This window comes from Pseudomonas sp. TNT2022 ID642 (genome assembly GCF_028656995.1).
GTDB lineage: Bacteria > Pseudomonadota > Gammaproteobacteria > Pseudomonadales > Pseudomonadaceae > Aquipseudomonas.
On the sequence record NZ_JAMDGW010000013.1, the window covers coordinates 1 to 16,172 of the forward strand.

General features: G+C 59.1%; 14 protein-coding genes. 4 read left to right on the forward strand and 10 right to left on the reverse strand.

All coding sequences use genetic code 11. From position 1 onward, the window contains the following. Positions 1 to 88: 88 nt before the first annotated feature. Entirely contained in the window at positions 89 to 829 is a 741-nt protein-coding gene (locus tag M5G26_RS13620; protein ID WP_085710824.1) for a YciK family oxidoreductase, read from the forward strand. 361 nt (positions 830 to 1,190) lie between these two features. Continuing rightward, the gene (locus M5G26_RS13625; RefSeq protein ID WP_122597177.1) at positions 1,191 to 2,117 is read left to right on the forward strand and encodes a GGDEF domain-containing protein; all 927 of its coding nucleotides are present in this window, start codon (positions 1,191 to 1,193) and stop codon (positions 2,115 to 2,117) included. Positions 2,118 to 2,251: 134 nt separating this feature from the next. Here M5G26_RS13625 and M5G26_RS13630 read toward each other — a convergent pair whose 3' ends face one another. The 7 genes from M5G26_RS13630 to M5G26_RS13660 form a co-directional block, all read right to left on the reverse strand. Beyond that, on the reverse strand, positions 2,252 to 3,013 hold the full coding sequence (locus tag M5G26_RS13630; protein WP_371857736.1) for a TenA family transcriptional regulator: 762 nt from the start codon (positions 3,011 to 3,013) through the stop codon (positions 2,252 to 2,254). Positions 3,014 to 3,092: 79 nt separating this feature from the next. Further along, positions 3,093 to 5,552 (reverse strand): EAL domain-containing protein, encoded by a 2,460-nt coding sequence (locus M5G26_RS13635; protein ID WP_273915713.1) that lies wholly within the window; start codon positions 5,550 to 5,552, stop codon positions 3,093 to 3,095. Positions 5,553 to 5,753: 201 nt separating this feature from the next. Continuing rightward, a complete protein-coding gene (locus M5G26_RS13640; protein ID WP_134176372.1) occupies positions 5,754 to 7,580 on the reverse strand; it encodes an ABC transporter ATP-binding protein in 1,827 nt (608 codons plus the stop codon). Continuing rightward, positions 7,573 to 8,175, reverse strand: coding sequence for a DsbA family protein (locus tag M5G26_RS13645; RefSeq protein WP_273915763.1), 603 nt, complete (start codon positions 8,173 to 8,175; stop codon positions 7,573 to 7,575). Before M5G26_RS13645 ends, M5G26_RS13640 begins: the two co-directional genes overlap by 8 nt. 35 nt (positions 8,176 to 8,210) lie before the next feature. Further along, positions 8,211 to 9,152 carry an oxygen-dependent tRNA uridine(34) hydroxylase TrhO gene (trhO, locus tag M5G26_RS13650; RefSeq protein WP_273915714.1) on the reverse strand — a complete coding sequence of 314 codons (942 nt, stop codon included), beginning with the start codon at positions 9,150 to 9,152 and terminating at the stop codon, positions 8,211 to 8,213. 102 nt (positions 9,153 to 9,254) lie between these two features. After that, positions 9,255 to 9,554, reverse strand: a complete 300-nt coding sequence (locus M5G26_RS13655) for a BolA family protein (RefSeq protein ID WP_007908388.1) — start codon at positions 9,552 to 9,554, stop codon at positions 9,255 to 9,257. Between the two features lie 12 nt (positions 9,555 to 9,566). Further along, positions 9,567 to 10,088: a DUF2059 domain-containing protein gene (locus M5G26_RS13660; RefSeq protein WP_095120531.1), complete on the reverse strand. Its 522-nt coding sequence runs from the start codon at positions 10,086 to 10,088 to the stop codon at positions 9,567 to 9,569. Positions 10,089 to 10,281: 193 nt separating this feature from the next. Here M5G26_RS13660 and M5G26_RS13665 point away from each other — a divergent pair, with 193 nt between their 5' ends. After that, positions 10,282 to 11,676 carry a class II fumarate hydratase gene (locus tag M5G26_RS13665; RefSeq protein WP_007908383.1) on the forward strand — a complete coding sequence of 465 codons (1,395 nt, stop codon included), beginning with the start codon at positions 10,282 to 10,284 and terminating at the stop codon, positions 11,674 to 11,676. Between the two features lie 85 nt (positions 11,677 to 11,761). Here the strand turns inward: M5G26_RS13665 and M5G26_RS13670 are convergent, their stop codons facing one another. Then, on the reverse strand, positions 11,762 to 12,715 hold the full coding sequence (locus tag M5G26_RS13670; protein ID WP_273915715.1) for a DMT family transporter: 954 nt from the start codon (positions 12,713 to 12,715) through the stop codon (positions 11,762 to 11,764). A gap of 210 nt (positions 12,716 to 12,925) precedes the next feature. On the opposite strand from M5G26_RS13670, the gene M5G26_RS13675 reads away from it, so the two are divergent. Further along, positions 12,926 to 13,120, forward strand: coding sequence for a DUF6316 family protein (locus tag M5G26_RS13675; RefSeq protein ID WP_134176376.1), 195 nt, complete (start codon positions 12,926 to 12,928; stop codon positions 13,118 to 13,120). Between the two features lie 135 nt (positions 13,121 to 13,255). Here the strand turns inward: M5G26_RS13675 and M5G26_RS13680 are convergent, their stop codons facing one another. Both M5G26_RS13680 and pap read right to left on the reverse strand, forming a co-directional pair. Continuing rightward, positions 13,256 to 14,440, reverse strand: a complete 1,185-nt coding sequence (locus M5G26_RS13680) for a thiolase family protein (RefSeq protein ID WP_273915716.1) — start codon at positions 14,438 to 14,440, stop codon at positions 13,256 to 13,258. Between the two features lie 102 nt (positions 14,441 to 14,542). Next, positions 14,543 to 16,057 (reverse strand): polyphosphate:AMP phosphotransferase, encoded by a 1,515-nt coding sequence (gene pap, locus M5G26_RS13685; RefSeq protein WP_038364400.1) that lies wholly within the window; start codon positions 16,055 to 16,057, stop codon positions 14,543 to 14,545. Positions 16,058 to 16,172: the final 115 nt, after the last annotated feature.

Here is a 16,172-nt window from a genome sequence, read left to right on the forward strand (position 1 = left end):
GCGACATGACTGATCATCTGTAGGAGCTGCCGAAGGTTCGGGCCGCGTTCGGACGATCTTTTAGCTACTAATGGATTGTGAGGTTTTTATGTTTGATTACTCCGCTCGTCCCGAATTGCTCAAGGATCGGGTCATTCTGGTCACCGGTGCCGGTCGTGGCATCGGTGCGGCGGCCGCGAAAACCTATGCGGCCCACGGCGCCACCGTGTTGCTGTTGGGTAAGACCGAAGCCAATCTGACCCAGGTCTACGACGAGATCGAAGCCGCTGGCCATCCGCAACCGGCGGTCATTCCGTTCAACCTCGAAACCGCCCTGCCCCATCAGTACGATGAGTTGGCGGCGATGATCGAGAGCGAATTCGGCCACCTTGACGGCTTGCTGCACAACGCTTCGATCATCGGCCCGCGCACGCCGATCGAGCAGTTGTCCGGTGAAAACTTCATGCGCGTCATGCAAGTCAACGTCAACGCCATGTTCATGCTGACCAGCACCCTGCTGCCGCTGCTCAAGCTGTCGCAAGATGCTTCGGTGGTGTTCACCTCCAGCAGCGTCGGGCGCAAGGGCCGTGCTTACTGGGGCGCTTATGGCGTGTCGAAGTTCGCCACCGAAGGCCTGATGCAAACCCTGGCCGATGAAGTCGACGGCGTCGCGCCGGTGCGCTCCAACAGCATCAACCCGGGCGGTACGCGCACCAGCATGCGCGCACAAGCCTATCCGGGGGAAAACCCGCTGAACAATCCGACGCCGGAGGAGATCATGCCGGTGTATCTGTATCTGATGGGACCGGACAGCACCGGTATCAACGGCCAGGCATTCAACGCGCAATAACTGCCATACGTCGCTTTTGTTGCCGCGGCAGATTCCTGTCGCGGCACGCATTTGCCGCTTGCGAGCGTCACAATCCAGTCAATTTTCCAGCACCCACTTTCCACCATCAAAGCCAAGCCATTGATTCCAAACGGTTTAAATAAAACCGAACCGAATGGCACGACTTTCGCTCTAAATTTCCTCAAAACAAGCCGCGTGAAGGCATTGGGGCGAGGCCGATTTCGATAGCTTACTAATCGTCATCCGGCAGACTAGACTTACGCCAAACGTCCTACGGGACTGATGGATCAGTATGACGCGCAGCCCATAGCCGCTCTCACCCAGCCTGTAAGACAGACTTACCGCTAAGGGTTCACGCCATATGAAATCACCCTCCCAGACCAATGCAATTGACTTTGACAGTGCCAAATTGCAACGCCTGGGCTTTGGTCAACTGCCGCCCCTTCTGGAGCGACCGGCCAGCCTGGCGCAATTGCGTCAGCAAATGAGCCTGCAACTGCAAACCAGCCTTGAACCGCAACGTATCCTTGGTCTGTTTTTCCGCGAAGTTCAGCGTCTTGTACCGCTGGACGCGTTGAGTTACGTGCACCAGGGCAGCGATTTGCGCCTGGAGTTCGGTACCCGCGGCCATCATTCGATCAGCTATAGCCTGAGCCACGAAGGCGAGCACATGGGCGAACTGGTGTTCCGTCGCAATCAGCGCTTCAACGAACAGGATCAGGGCAACCTTGAATCGCTGTTGTCGTCGCTGCTGTACCCGATGCGCAATGCCCTGCTCTACCGCGCAGCCACGCAGAGCGCCCTGCGTGATCCGTTGACCGGCGCCGGTAACCGCATCGCCATGGAGCAGACCTTGCAGCGCGAGATCGACATGTCGCGTCGGCATGTGCAGCCGCTCTCGGTGCTGATGCTCGACATCGATCACTTCAAACGGGTCAACGACAGCCACGGCCACAGCGCCGGCGATGACGTACTAAAAGCCATCGCCGCGACCATCAAGGCGCAATTGCGCAATGTCGACATGGTATTTCGTTACGGTGGCGAAGAGTTTCTGGTGCTGCTGTCCAATACCGGCCGGGATGCGGCCGCAATGGTCGGCGAACGACTGCGTTATGCGACGCAGGCGGCTGAATACTATGCGGACGGGCAGTTGATCGAACTGACCGTGAGCCTGGGATGTTCGACGTTGTTGCCGGGGGAATCGGCCGACAGCTTGCTGCGCCGCGCTGACAGTGCGCTGTACGTGGCCAAGCGCGAAGGGCGTAATCGCTTGGCCATGGCGGGCTGAGCTGTTCAACCAACACAAAACAGTGTGGGAGCGAGCCTGCTCGCGAATGCGATCTGACATTCAACCATGAGTTGACTGGCATACCGCTTTCGCGAGCAGGCTCGCTCCCACATTGGTATTGCGTGAGGCTTGAATCAGCTCTCGACTACCGCCCTGCGCTCTCGGTTAACCAACAAGCGTTCCGACGTCTCCAGTTGCATGCAACGCTCGAGAAACAGATACATGTAGTCGTAGCTCTTGCACACCGCCTGACGCAACTCGGCCTGCAAGGCCTTGCTCGGGTTCATCCCGGCCAGGGTGCAGATGATTTCCAGCGCCTCCCACGGATGGGCATCGTCGTACTGGGCATGCATCTTCAACCACTTCATCGCGCGCTTGCGATCCTCTTCGGGAAACGCTGCGGCATACACGCCGGTGGAGCAGACCAGCGCCGACCACTCCCCGGTCGCGCCTTCAATGGCATAGTTGGTGGCGGCGATGGCCACGATCAGCGAATCGGCGGAGCTGGTGTGCCAGCACCAATGACTCAAGGCATGCAGTTCGGGCGGCACATGCTGGGCCTGAAGGTCTTCCAGACTGACGCCATGGGCACGACTCCAATGCACCCAGTAATCGGCGTGATTGAGTTCAACACGGATATTGCGCATCAGCCAGCGCCGCGCCATGTCTTCGCCCGGATGCCGGGCAAATCTGGTTTTGGTGAGGTTCTGCGCCATGTACAACGCGAATTGCTCAACCACCGGCCAGCCCCCGATCAGGTACTGGCGCATGGTTCGGGCGCTGAGCTTGTTATCACGCATGCGCAGATAAAGTTCATGTTCGACAACCCGGCGCTTGCTCTCGCTGCAATCCTCAATGAGCTGTTGCGCCCAGGCAGGATAACTTGCAGCTTCCATGAGTGGTCCGGTTCGGTTGAATGTGTCGATCACTGTTCGGCTCCTTTTGATTTGTGATTGTAAGGATCGGCGAGAGACTTCAACGGAACGTGCCAGGCGCTTTGAATAACAGCGGTTGCGGTCTGGCGGGCCGACTTTGCAAACTGTCACAGGTAAACAACTGTGGACGCTCTATAACATAACCCTGAGCGTAATCCACACCGATTTCAAGCAATGCCTGCTCGATCTGAGTTGTTTCAACAAACTCGGCAATTGTCTGCTTACCCATGACATGCCCGATGTGATTGATCACTTCGACCATTGCGCGGTTAATCGGGTCGTCCAGCATATCCTTTACGAAACTCCCGTCGATCTTCAGGAAGTCTACAGGCAAATGTTTCAGATAAGCGAATGAAGACATTCCGGCACAAAAATCATCTAACGAAAAATAGCAACCTAAGCCTTTGAGTTCATTAATAAATCTTATTGCACTACCCAGATTTGCAATTGCACTGGTTTCTGTAATTTCAAAACAAATCATTTCAGGCGGTATTGCATAGTTAACAAACTGCTCTCGCAGAAAGTGCAAAAACGCGTCATCTCCTATAGTAATGCCTGACAGATTAATCGCACACATTGCTAAAGGCTCTTGATGTTCTTGTGCAATACATTGAGCAATAACCTTGAATACGTTCTGAACTACCCAGCGATCCAGTTGACTCATCAAACCATAACGCTCGGCAGCGGGAATGAAACTGTCCGGCAGAATCATCCGCCCGGCTTCATCATGCAGACGCAGCAGAATCTCGATGTGCCCACCCTGGTTGTCACCCGACTTGAGCGGCGCAATCTCCTGGGCGTACAGACAAAAACGGTTTTCTTCCAGCGCCATATGCAGGCGTTGCACCCAAGCCATTTCACCAAAGCGCAGCGACAGCTCGGAATCGTCGGCGTGATAGACCTGCACGCGATTGCGGCCCTTTTCCTTGGCCATGTAACAGGCCATATCGGCCGCGCGTAATGAGGCTTCAAGGGTGGTCGGGGTCTGCGTAATATGCACAAGCCCAATGCTCACCGTGGTCAGGAATGGCCGCCCCTTCCAGACAAAATGCAGATTCTGCACCGTCTGGCGCAACGCCTCGGCAATCTTTTCCGCCGCTTCCGGGGCGCAGTTCTCCAGCAGAATGCCGAATTCATCACCGCCCAGGCGCGCCAGCGTATCGCCCTCGCGCAGCCCCGATTGCAGCAGCGTGCAAATGTGCCGCAACAGCTCATCACCGGCGGCGTGACCACAGGTGTCGTTGACCAGTTTGAACTGATCGAGATCAAGGAACATCAGCGCATGCCGCCCAGAGTGGCGCGTGAGATTGTGCAGCGCCTGCTCCAGGCGATATTCGAACTCGCGGCGGTTGGCCAGCCCGGTCAACGCATCATGGGTCGCCTGCCACGACAGATTGGCGATGTATTGCCGCTCCTGAGTCATGTCGTGCAGCACCAGCACCGTGCCGCTGACCTTGCCGGCATTACGGATCGGCGCGCCAACCAGGGTCACCGACAACGTTGTGCCATCGAGGCGCTGGATCAGTTTCGAATGCTCGCTGCCGCCACTGAGCTGGCCGCTGAGAATGTGCTCGATGAGGGTCAGCCCCTCGGCCTGGGCATTATCGTCGAGCAAATTGAACAGCGCGGCCAGTGGCAGGCCGGCGGCCTGCTCAGCCTTCCAGTGAGTCATGGCTTCGGCGGCAGGGTTCATGTAATCGATGGCACCGCTGACATCGGTGGTGATGACGCCATCACCGATCGAATGCAAGGTGACGTGCGCCCGATCCTTCTCCAGTTGCAGCGCCTCAGCGAAAGCGTGGCGTTGCTTGAGCAATTTGTGTGTGCGCCACAAGGCCAGCACGATCAGCCCCAGCGCCGTGGCCAGGTTGGTGAGCAGCAAGAGCCGCAGAATCATCCGCGAGCCCTCGCCCAAGGCATCGCTGAAGGCTTTCGCGGCCGGGGTCACGCCATCGTTGATGGCGAAAATCCGCGCCTTCCAGCGCTGGATATCGGCGCTGTTGGCGGTGTTCTGCGAAATACTGCGGTGCATCTCCTGCGCCACGTCATTCAGTTCGACCAGATAGGCATCACCGACGGTCCAGCGATCGATGGCGGTTTCCAGATAACTGAAATGACGGAAGTTGAGGTACAGCCAGATCAGGCTTGAGACGTCATCGGGGTGGTTGCCACCCTTGAGAATACCTTCGCGCGCCGCAGCCAGATCCGGCGGTTGATGATCCAGCGCCAGACGCAACTGATGCCCGCCTTGCGGCACACCGATCGCGGTGCGGTACTTGAGGAAGATCGCCTCGTCACGGCTGTCGGCGTACAGATTGAGGTAGTAGATCGCGTCTTTCTGGCCCTTGGACCAAAGGCTTTCGCCGGCGACGTAACCGCGAACGGCCGAGAGCACGTAAAGACTCACGCCGCCCAATAACGCTTGAAACAACACGACGGCAATAAATGGCCAGACGATGCCCAACAACCGTGGCGTTCCGAGAGTCCGCTTTTGCTTCATGAGATCCCTTGCGCAAGCACTGCCAGATGAACACCGGAAAATCCCGCTCCTGACAGCTCAGCCTAGGCTAATTTTCGCCAAGTCAAAGGGACAGCTCTGCCGTCCTCTAGGTCGATTGTGCAAATGGCGGGACTGTGCGGGCGTTCCGAGTGGTTTTACTCAATGCAATTCAAGCACTAAGCACAGAAACCGGGACGAAACTCAAGGGCGCTGGATCTGCTGCAGGTGACCATAAAGCTTGGCATACAGACCGCCGTCGGCAATCAACTGCTGATGATCGCCGTCTTCAGCGACCTGACCACCATCGAACACCAGCACGCGATCGGCCTGTTTCACCGCCGACAGTCGGTGGGCAATGATCAGCGTGGTACGGCCATTGAGAAAGCGCGCCATGGCCTGATGCAGGTTGTATTCGGTGGCGGCGTCGAGGGCCGAGGTGGCTTCGTCGAGAATGACAACTTTCGGCTCGGCGAGGATCATTCTCGCGATGGCCAGACGTTGGCGCTGCCCGCCGGACAGGCGCACGCCGGAACGACCGACAATACTGTCCAGACCATTGGGCAAAGCACGGATGGTCGCTTCGAGCTGAGCGATTTCCAGCGCCTGCCAGCAGGCTTCGTCGCTGCGAGTGCGGCCCATGGTGAGGTTGGCGCGCACGGTGTCGTTGAACAACGCCGGGTGCTGCAACACCACCGCGACGTTTTCGCGAACCGTTTCCAGGCCGATTTCCTGCTGGGTCGAACCGCCGAAACGGATGCTGCCGGAGACTGGCGTATACAGCCCGAGCAGCAATTGTACGAGGGTACTTTTGCCACCACCGCTGGCGCCGACAATCGCGACTTTTTCACCGGGTGCAATCGACAGATTCAACTGATCCAGCACCAGTTCATCACCGTAGCCGAAGCTCAGGCCTTGCACCTGAATGCCGACGGTGTCACGGCCCTTGAACGGATCGACACCGCCGGGATATTGCGGCTCATCGGCGCGCGCCAGCAGTTCGTTGATCCGCGTCAGCGCCCCGCCCGCCGCGTAGTAGGCGTATTGCAGGTTGAGCAGTTGTTCGACCGGGCCGATCATGAACCACAGGTAGCTGAACACCGCGAGCATCTGGCCGATCGACAGGTCGGAGAACAACACCGTGAGCATCGCCGCCGCGCGGAAAATGTCGATGCCGAACTGGAACAACAAGCCACTGGCGCGGTTGGAAGCGTCGGTTTTCCACTGCGAGTTGACCGCGTAGTTACGCACTTCCTGCGCACGCAGACCGAGTCGCCCGAGGAAGAAGCCCTGACGGTTGCCGGCACGGATTTCCTGAATCGCATCGAGGGTTTCGCTCAACGCCTGAGTGAAGCGTGAGGTGCTGTCGTTCTCGAGTTTCTTCAGGTGTTTGACGCGCTTGCCCAACTGCACCGTGGCGTAGATCACCAGCGGGTTGAACAGCAGAATCAGCAGCGCCAGTTTCCAGTGCATCCACATCAGAATGCTCGCGGTACCGACCAGTGTGAGCATCGCCACCAGAAAACGGCTGAGGGTTTCGCCGACGAATTTGTCGAGGGTGTCCAGATCGGTGACCAGGTGCGTGGTCACGGTGCCGCTGCCGAGGCTTTCGTATTCACCGAGGGAAATGCGTTTGAGGCGCTCGATCAAGCGCACGCGAATGCGATAAACGATGTCTTTGGCCAGGCGCGCGAACAGGCGTGACTGCAACACGCCAAAGCATAGCGAGCTGCAACGCAGGGTCAGGGTGACCACCAGCATCAGGCCGATGTAACCCGCCGCTTGCTGCCACATGCTCGGCAGCACATGGTTCATGAGCTTCAGTGCGGCATCGCCATGGCCGAGCAGGACTTCGTCCACCAGCAGCGGCAATAGCAATGGGATTGGCACGCTGCACAGCGTCGCCAGCACGGCCACGCCGTTAGCGATCCACAGGGATTTTTTGTGAGTGAGTGCCAGTCGCCGGACTTCTGCCCAGCTCAGCCGGTCGACACGCTTTACGGCTGGCGTGTCATCGGCCAGATCAGACACAGGCCGCACGCTCCAGCCAACGGCCGAGCAATGGCGACAGCTCGCTGAGCGGTTGGTAGCCGTTGGTCAGCAGCGCCAGTTGGCCGTTACGTTCGGCGAGCAGGGTCGGAAAACCGGCGATGCCGAGATCCTGCACCCAACTGAAATCGGCCTGAGTCGCTTTGTGCTGGTCGGCATGATCGAACAACGCAGCGAATTCGATACGCGGCACACCGGCCTTTTCTGCCAGCTCAACCAGCACGCTGGCCTGGGTGACATCGCGACCTTCAGCGTAAAACGCCTGCTGGATCAGCCCGACCAGTGTCCACGCGCAATCCGGTGCCAGGCTGCGCGCAGTGACGATCGCCCGGCAGGCCGGCTCGGTGTCGTAGACAAAACCGTCGGGCAACGCACCGTCGAACCTGAACGGCTGGCCCGTAGCCTCGGTGACCGCTTGCCAGTGCTCAAGAATGTAACGACGCGTGGTCGGTTCCAGCGCCGAACCGCTGCCGGTGCGCAAACCGCCAACCACCAGATGCAGCTCGACCCCGGCTGCTTGCGCCTGCTCGACCAATGCCTTGGCCACTGGAGCAAAACCCCAGCACCATGAACACATCGGATCCATCACATAGAGCAGGCGCGCAGACATGATTAAGCCTCGGTGGATGCTTGCTTGTAGTTGTAGCCGATCGGGTGCGGCATGTTGCGCGCCTTGGCCAGTTCGATCTGCTTCTGCCGATCGATGGCGCTGCGGCGGGTTTTCTCGCTCAGTGTGTCCCAGCAATGCGGGCAGCTGATGCCAGCGACGTAATGTTCGGAGGTGCGATCTTCAACGCTGACCGGAGTGCGGCAGGCATGACATTGATCGTAGTCGCCTTCGCTGAGGTCGTGACGCACGGTCACACGGTTGTCGAACACGAAGCAGTCGCCCTGCCACTTGGTTTCTTCCTGCGGTACCTCTTCAAGGTACTTCAGGATGCCGCCCTTGAGGTGGTAAACCTCTTCAAAGCCCTCACCGAGCATGTAGCTCGAGGCTTTTTCGCAGCGAATGCCACCGGTGCAGAACATCGCGACCTTCTTGTGCACGGCCGGGTCGAAGTGTTCTTTGATGTAGTCAGGGAATTCGCGAAAACTGGTGGTTTTCGGATCGATGGCGCCTTCGAAGGTGCCGATCGACACTTCGTAATCGTTGCGCGTGTCGATCAACAGTACTTCCGGGTCGCTGATCAACGCGTTCCAGTCTTGCGGATCAACATAAGTACCGACTTTCTTGTTCGGGTCGACGCCTTCGACACCGAGGGTGACGATCTCTTTCTTCAGTTTGACTTTGGTGCGGTAGAACGGCTGCTCGTCGCAGTACGACTCTTTGTGATCAATGTCGATCATGCGTGGGTCGTTCTTCAGCCAGGCGAGCAGGCCGTCGATGCCTTCGCGAGTGCCCGACACCGTGCCGTTGATGCCTTCTTCGGCGATCAGCAGGGTGCCTTTGATCTGGTTGTCGACCATCGCTTGCAGCAGGGGCTCGCGCAGGTCAACGTAATCTTCGAGGGTGACGAACTTATACAGTGCCGCCACGACAATCGGTTGTGTCATGGGTATTTCTCCAGGTGGCTACCCTCGCAAAGGGTGAACCGGATTCAAAAAAAAACGCGCCGGGTGAGCGGCGCGTTGCGGATTCTAGCAAAAAACCGAAGCTTAATGCTTGCTGCCGCCAGCACAGGTCGGCGACGCCGGGGCGGCGCCGATCTCTGCCCATTCCTGCGGGGTGTAGGTGTGCAGCGCCAACGCATGGAACTCGCCCATCAGCTCACCGAGCGTGCCGTAGACTTTCTGGTGGCGCTTGACCCGGTTCAGGCCGTCGAACTGCGCGCTGACCACCACTGCCTTGAAGTGGGTCTGCAACCCGCGACTGTGCATGTGGCTTTCGTCCAGCACTTGCAGGTGCTCAGGCTGAAGCAGGGCCAGCGTCGATTCGATGCGTTGTTGCATGGTCATCACGAACTCCGCTTACTTCTTCTTGGCCGGCGCAGCAGCGCCTTTCGGGTCCAGCTCTTTGGTCATGTCGTCGAGCAGCTTGTTGACGACAGGTACGGCGCTTTCCAGTTTGGCCTGGGTCATCTGGGCCGATTGCTGGGTCAGCTGCGGCATTTTTTCCAGGACTTTCTTGCCCAGTGGCGACTTGTAGAACGCAACAAGGTCTTTCAGCTCGGATTCGCTGAAGTTGCTGGTGTAGAGCTTGACCATGTCAGGCTTGAGCTTGTTCCAGCCGATGGCCTGGTCCAGCGCGGCGTTGGCCTTGGCCTGGTAGGTTTCCAGTACGGCTTTCTTGGCTTCCGGGGCTTTGGTCTGTTCAAAACGCTGAGCGAACATTTGCTGCACTTGCATGTACACCGGAGTGCCCAGCTTGTCAGCGTGCGCCAGGGTCAGGAAAGCTTCAGCACTGGCGTTGTGGCTGGCGGTATCGGCAAGCACCTGGCCGCTGGCGCAAACCAGTGCAACCGCGGTGCAGATGGCACGAAGACGAGTCATCGAGTTTCCTTTTCAGCTAGGCGAGGTAAAACCCCAAGGGCGACCATTCTGCGCCTAAAAAACCTTGTCGCTCAACCCCCGAGCCTTGCCGCGCTTGATTGGCCGGGTTTTACCGGTCAACAATCGGCTCGATGGAACCACCCGGGCCGAAGCCGGCCTAAACTGCGCAAACAGACCAACAGGAGTGTGCACGATGAGCCGTATCGAAACCGACAGCCTGGGCCAGATCGAAGTCCCGGACGACGCTTACTGGGGTGCTCAGACGCAACGCTCGCTGATCAACTTCGCCATTGGTCAGGAACGCATGCCGCTGCCGGTACTGCACGCCCTGGCGCTGATCAAGAAAGCCGCCGCCCGCGTCAACGACCGCAACGGCGACCTGCCCGCCGACATTGCCCGCCTGATCGAACAGGCCGCCGACGAAGTGCTCGACGGCCAGCACGACGACCAGTTTCCACTGGTCGTCTGGCAGACCGGCAGCGGCACGCAGAGCAACATGAACGTCAACGAGGTGATTGCCGGTCGCGCCAACGAACTGGCCGGTAACCCGCGCGGCGGCAAGACGCCGGTGCACCCCAACGATCACGTCAACCGCTCGCAAAGCTCCAACGACTGCTTCCCTACCGCCATGAGCATCGCCACGGCGCAAGCGGTGCAGGAACAACTGCTGCCGGCGATTGCCGAGTTGTCCGGCGGACTCGCTGAACTGGCCGCGCGGCACATGAAACTGGTTAAAACCGGTCGTACGCACATGATGGACGCGACACCGATCACCTTCGGTCAGGAGTTGTCCGGGTTCATCGCGCAACTGGATTACGCCGAACGCGCAATCCGCGCGGCACTGCCGGCGGTGTGTGAACTGGCCCAGGGTGGCACTGCGGTTGGCACCGGGCTGAACTCGCCGCACGGTTTTGGTGAGGCGATTGCCGCAGAACTGGCGGCGTTGTCCGGCCTGCCCTTCGTCACTGCGCCGAACAAGTTTGCCGCCCTCGCCGGCCACGAACCGCTGACCAGCCTCTCCGGCGCGCTGAAAACCCTCGCCGTGGCGCTGATGAAAATCGCCAACGACCTGCGCCTGCTCGGCTCCGGCCCACGCGCAGGTTTTGCCGAAGTGCGGCTGCCGGCGAACGAGCCGGGCAGCTCGATCATGCCCGGCAAGGTCAACCCAACCCAGTGCGAAGCGCTGTCGATGCTCGCCTGTCAGGTGCTGGGCAACGATGTGACCATCGGCATTGCCGCCAGTCAGGGTCACTTGCAGTTGAACGTGTTCAAACCGGTGATCATCCACAACCTGCTGCAATCGATTCGTCTGCTTGCCGACGGTTGCAGTAACTTCCAGCAGCACTGCATTGCCGGGCTGGAACCAGATGCCGAAGTCATGGCCAGACATCTGGAACGTGGGTTGATGCTGGTGACGGCGTTGAATCCGCACATTGGTTATGACAAATCAGCGGAGATTGCCAAGAAGGCTTACAGCGAAGGGCTGACTTTGCGTGAGGCGGCGTTGGCGCTGGGGTATCTGACCGATGAAGAGTTTGATGCGTGGGTGCGGCCGGAGAACATGATCGAGGCTGGCGCCAAGGGCTAAACAGCAAAAGATCGCAGCCTGCGGCAGCTCCTACATTGGAATGCGTCCTCTGTAGGAGCTGCCGCAGGCTGCGATCTTTTGATCTTCAAGCCATACGCATGCGCCGCGCCTTGAGCCCGGCAATCAACGAAGGCCCCAACGCCACCAGTGCCGAACCCAACACCACTAACACCGCCCCGCCATAGCCAAGCCCATTGATCTGCTCGGCATGCACATAATCCGGCCAGATCCCCGCCGCAATCGCCACTGCGCCAAACGTCACCAACGGCGTAATCGCCAACGTCGCACTGACCCGCGACGCCTCCCAATGCGCCAGCGCCTCAGCGAATGCGCCATAGGCAATCAAGGTGTTCATGCAGCACGCCAGCAACAGCCAGCCCTGCAGCGGACTCAGATTCAGCGCTTCGAGCGGATGCACCCACGGTGTCAGCAACAGTGCGCAGAACAGATAAATCACCATCATCACCTGCAGCGAATTCCACACCGTCAGCAATTGCTTCTGGCCCAGCGCATAGAAGGTCCACACCGTCGACGCCAACAGCACCAGCAACACGCCTGCGGTGTAATCCGACAATGACGTCAACAACTCCGCCAGACGTTGATTGAAAAACAGTACAAAACCGATCAACAGCACCGCCAGACCAATGCCCTGACCAATACTGAAGCGCTCCTTGAACACAAACAGACTGGCGATCAACAGCATGATCGGCCCCATTTGCACCACCAGTTGCGCGGTGCCGGGGCTGAGCAGGTTAAGGCCCATCAGGTACAACACGTAGTTGCCCACCAGCCCGAGCACCGCCATCAGCACCAGCCAACCACCCTTGGGCCCGAGCACTTTGCGGCTGGGCAGGCGCTTGACCGCCGCCAGATAGATGAACAGGCAGCCGCCGGACACCAGCAGACGAAACCAGGTCACCGTCACCGGGTCCATCACCAGCAATACCTGTTTGAGTTTGATCGGCAGGATGCCCCACAAAAACGCAGTCAGCAGCGCCAGGAACAAGCCGTAGACCCAGCGACCGGATGAAATGTGCATGGAAACCCCAAAGCCTGCTGACAAGTGCGCTCATTCTAGGCGCGCAGCAGGTCGGGACACAGGGACAGTTAAGGCCAGGACGCGAATGCAACTGTGCAGGTCGCAGCATAAAATTGACGCGGCGCCGTTGATCGGCTGGGCGGGCGCGCCAAGTGCTTCAGACATAAGCTCACTGGATCCCTTTCAGCGTATCAGCCAAGGAGACCGCTCATGTTGGGAATGCGCGCCCAGGACAGCGCCCCCGCCATGCGTTTTCGCAGCGACCGGGTGTGTCGGGTCAATGGTGAACTGTATTTCAGTACTCGGGAAAATACCCTTGAAGGGCCGTTTGAGAGTGCCGTACAGATTGAGAAGGAAATCCAGGCTTACATCGCGCGGATGCAAGGACTGAATTCCAGTCGTTAAGCGGTGGTGATCCAATCGCTGGCAAGCCAGCTCCCACAGGATTAGTGGCGTACACAATTTGTGCGACCGCTACGAAACCTGGGGGAGCTGGCTTGCCAGCGATAGCAATGGAACAGACAACAAAAATGCTCTGGCTTAGCTAACCGCCTCAAACAACCCCGTCGCGCCCATCCCGCCGCCCACACACATGGTGACGATCCCATAACGCAAATTGCGCCGCTGCAACTCACGCACCAGATGCCCGACCTGCCGCGACCCGGTCATGCCAAACGGGTGACCAATGGAAATCGAGCCACCATTGACGTTGTACTTTTCATTATCGATCTCCAGCCGATCCCGGCTATAGAGGCACTGCGACGCGAACGCCTCGTTCAGCTCCCACAGATCAATATCCGCCACCTGCAAACCTTTCGCCTTGAGTAGCTTGGGCACCGAGAACACCGGGCCGATGCCCATCTCGTCCGGCTCGCAACCGGCCACGGTAAAACCACGGAAAAACGCTTTCGGTTTGAGCCCCAATTGCAGGGCTTTTTCCAGGCTCATCACCAAGGTCATCGAGGCACCGTCGGACAGTTGCGACGAGTTGCCCGCCGTTACTGAACCGTCCTCGGCGAACACCGGCTTCAGCCCGGCGAGGCTTTCATAAGAAGTGTCGGGGCGGTTGCAATCGTCGCGATCCACCACGCCGTCGAGAATCTGCACTTCACCGGTGTTTTTGTCCTCGACGCGATACTTCACCGCCATCGGCACGATTTCATCGTTGAACAGCCCCGCCGCCTGAGCTTGCGCGGTGCGAATCTGACTTTGCAGCGAATAACGATCCTGCGCTTCACGGCTGACGCCATAACGTCGCGCGACCACTTCGGCGGTCTGGCCCATCGTGTAATAGATGCCCGGTGACTGTTGCTTGAGCAGCGGGTTGATCAAGTGATCAGTGTTGACGCTTTTCATCGTCAGGCTGATCGACTCGACGCCGCCAGCAACGATGATGTCGCTGCAACCGGAGGCAATCTGGTTGGCGGCAATCGCGATAGCCTGCAAGCCCGATGAACAGAAACGGTTGAGGGTCATGCCGGCGGTGCCGGTGCCCAAGCGCGACAGCACCGCGACATTACGGCCGATGTTGTAACCCTGCGCACCTTCGTTGGAGCCCGCACCAACGATGCAATCTTCGACGCTGGACGGGTCGATGTCGTTGCGCTCAAGCAGGGCGTTGACGCAATGAGCCGCCATGTCATCGGGACGGGTTTGGTTGAACTTGCCGCGAAAGGATTTGGCCAGGCCAGTCCGCACGCTGTCGACGATCACCACTTCACGCATGGCATACCTCATTGTTGTTGTCAGTTGAGAGTGGACCGAGCATAAGTCCACTGCATCAACGACCGCGACAATCATTCACCCCGCGTATGCGCGTCTATCGGCTCAATCCTTGTGCTTCTTCGCGCGTTTGTCGGATTTCTCGAAGGCGTCTTCCAGCGCGCGGTTGATCGTGCGCAACACTTTGACCCGCGCCCAGCGCTTGTCATTGGCCTCGACCAGGGTCCACGGCGAGATTTCGGAACTGGTGCGGTCGACCATATCGCCCACGGCGGCCCGATAGGCGTCCCATTTGTCGCGATTGCGCCAGTCGTCTTCGGTGATCTTGAAACGCTTGAACGGGATCTCTTCACGCTCCTGGAAGCGCTCCATCTGCGTGTCCTTGTCGATGGCCAGCCAGAACTTCACAACGATCACGCCGGCATCGGCCAGTTGCTCTTCGAAATCGTTGATCTCGCCATAGGCGCGCAGCCAGTCGGCCGGCGTGCAGAAACCCTCGACGCGCTCGACCAAGACCCGGCCGTACCAGGAGCGGTCGAACACGGTGAACTTGCCGCGCGCCGGGATGTGCCGCCAGAAACGCCACAAGTACGGCTGCGCCCGCTCCTCTTCAGTCGGCGCGGCAATCGGCACGATATTGTATTGACGCGGATCGAGCGCCGCCGCGACCCGGCGGATCGCCCCGCCCTTGCCTGCCGCGTCGTTGCCTTCGAATACCGCGATCAGTGCGTGGCGGCGCATGCGTTTGTCGCGCATCAACCCGGACAGGCGCGCCTGCTCGGTGATCAGTTGTTCTTCGTAGTCTTTCTTCTCCAGGCGCTGGGTCAGGTCGAGACTGTCGAGCAGGTTCAACTGATCGACCGGCGTGCCCAGCGGCGCGGCGCTGACATCGTGGGGATGTACGTCCGGACGCTTCAGCGCATTTTGCAAACCCTCGAGAAGAATCTTGCCGACCGCCAGGCTGCGGTAGTTGGCGTCGGCGCCTTCGATCACATGCCACGGCGCGTAATCACGGCTGGTACGGCGCAGCACGCGCTCGCCGTATTTGACGAACTTGTCGTAGGTTTCCGATTGCTGCCAGTCCAGCGGGCTGATGCGCCAGCTGTGCAGCGGGTCATCGGCCAGCGCCTTGAGTCGCGCCTTCATCTGTTTCTTGGACAGGTGAAACCAGAACTTGAAGATCAGCGCGCCTTCATCGCAGAGCATCTTTTCCAGCCGCTCGGCACCCGCGATGGCCTGATCCAGACGCGGATCCTTGAACAAGCCGTGCACCCGCCCCTGCAGCATCTGGCTGTACCAATTGCCGAAGAAAATCCCCATCCGCCCCTTGGCCGGAAGCATCCGCCAGTAGCGCCACGCCGGTGGCCGCGACAACTCTTCATCGGTCTGCTGATCGAAGGTGCGCACTTCGATCAGGCGTGGGTCCATCCACTCGTTGAGCAATTTGACCGTCTCGCCCTTGCCCGCCCCCTCGATGCCGTTGATCAGGATGATCACCGGGAAACGCTTCTGCTGCTGCAATTCGAACTGAGCTTCGAGCAAGGCTTCACGCAGTGCCGGGACGGCCGCCTCATAGGTATCTTTGTCGATGGCGTGACCGATTTCAGCGGATTCAAACATGGGACGGCTCCTTCCAGGATTCAGCAAGACTAGCGGATTGGGCACAGCAGCGGCGCAGAAATTCCCGCGGGTGGCGGATTGTCCGTCAGTCTCGGCGACAAGCCTTGCCATGGAT

Excerpts from the sequence above, each read along its gene's own strand:
- M5G26_RS13620 (WP_085710824.1), top strand. The coding sequence starts at position 89 with ATGTTTGATTACTCCGCTCGTCCCGAATTGCTCAAGGATCGGGTCATT.
- M5G26_RS13625 (WP_122597177.1), top strand. The coding sequence starts at position 1,191 with ATGAAATCACCCTCCCAGACCAATGCAATTGACTTTGACAGTGCCAAA.
- M5G26_RS13630 (WP_371857736.1), bottom strand. The coding sequence starts at position 3,013 with ATGGAAGCTGCAAGTTATCCTGCCTGGGCGCAACAGCTCATTGAGGAT.
- M5G26_RS13635 (WP_273915713.1), bottom strand. The coding sequence starts at position 5,552 with ATGAAGCAAAAGCGGACTCTCGGAACGCCACGGTTGTTGGGCATCGTC.
- M5G26_RS13645 (WP_273915763.1), bottom strand. The coding sequence starts at position 8,175 with ATGTGTTCATGGTGCTGGGGTTTTGCTCCAGTGGCCAAGGCATTGGTC.
- trhO (WP_273915714.1), bottom strand. The coding sequence starts at position 9,152 with ATGACACAACCGATTGTCGTGGCGGCACTGTATAAGTTCGTCACCCTC.
- M5G26_RS13655 (WP_007908388.1), bottom strand. The coding sequence starts at position 9,554 with ATGACCATGCAACAACGCATCGAATCGACGCTGGCCCTGCTTCAGCCT.
- M5G26_RS13660 (WP_095120531.1), bottom strand. The coding sequence starts at position 10,088 with ATGACTCGTCTTCGTGCCATCTGCACCGCGGTTGCACTGGTTTGCGCC.
- M5G26_RS13665 (WP_007908383.1), top strand. The coding sequence starts at position 10,282 with ATGAGCCGTATCGAAACCGACAGCCTGGGCCAGATCGAAGTCCCGGAC.
- M5G26_RS13670 (WP_273915715.1), bottom strand. The coding sequence starts at position 12,715 with ATGCACATTTCATCCGGTCGCTGGGTCTACGGCTTGTTCCTGGCGCTG.
- M5G26_RS13675 (WP_134176376.1), top strand. The coding sequence starts at position 12,926 with ATGTTGGGAATGCGCGCCCAGGACAGCGCCCCCGCCATGCGTTTTCGC.
- M5G26_RS13680 (WP_273915716.1), bottom strand. The coding sequence starts at position 14,440 with ATGCGTGAAGTGGTGATCGTCGACAGCGTGCGGACTGGCCTGGCCAAA.
- pap (WP_038364400.1), bottom strand. The coding sequence starts at position 16,057 with ATGTTTGAATCCGCTGAAATCGGTCACGCCATCGACAAAGATACCTAT.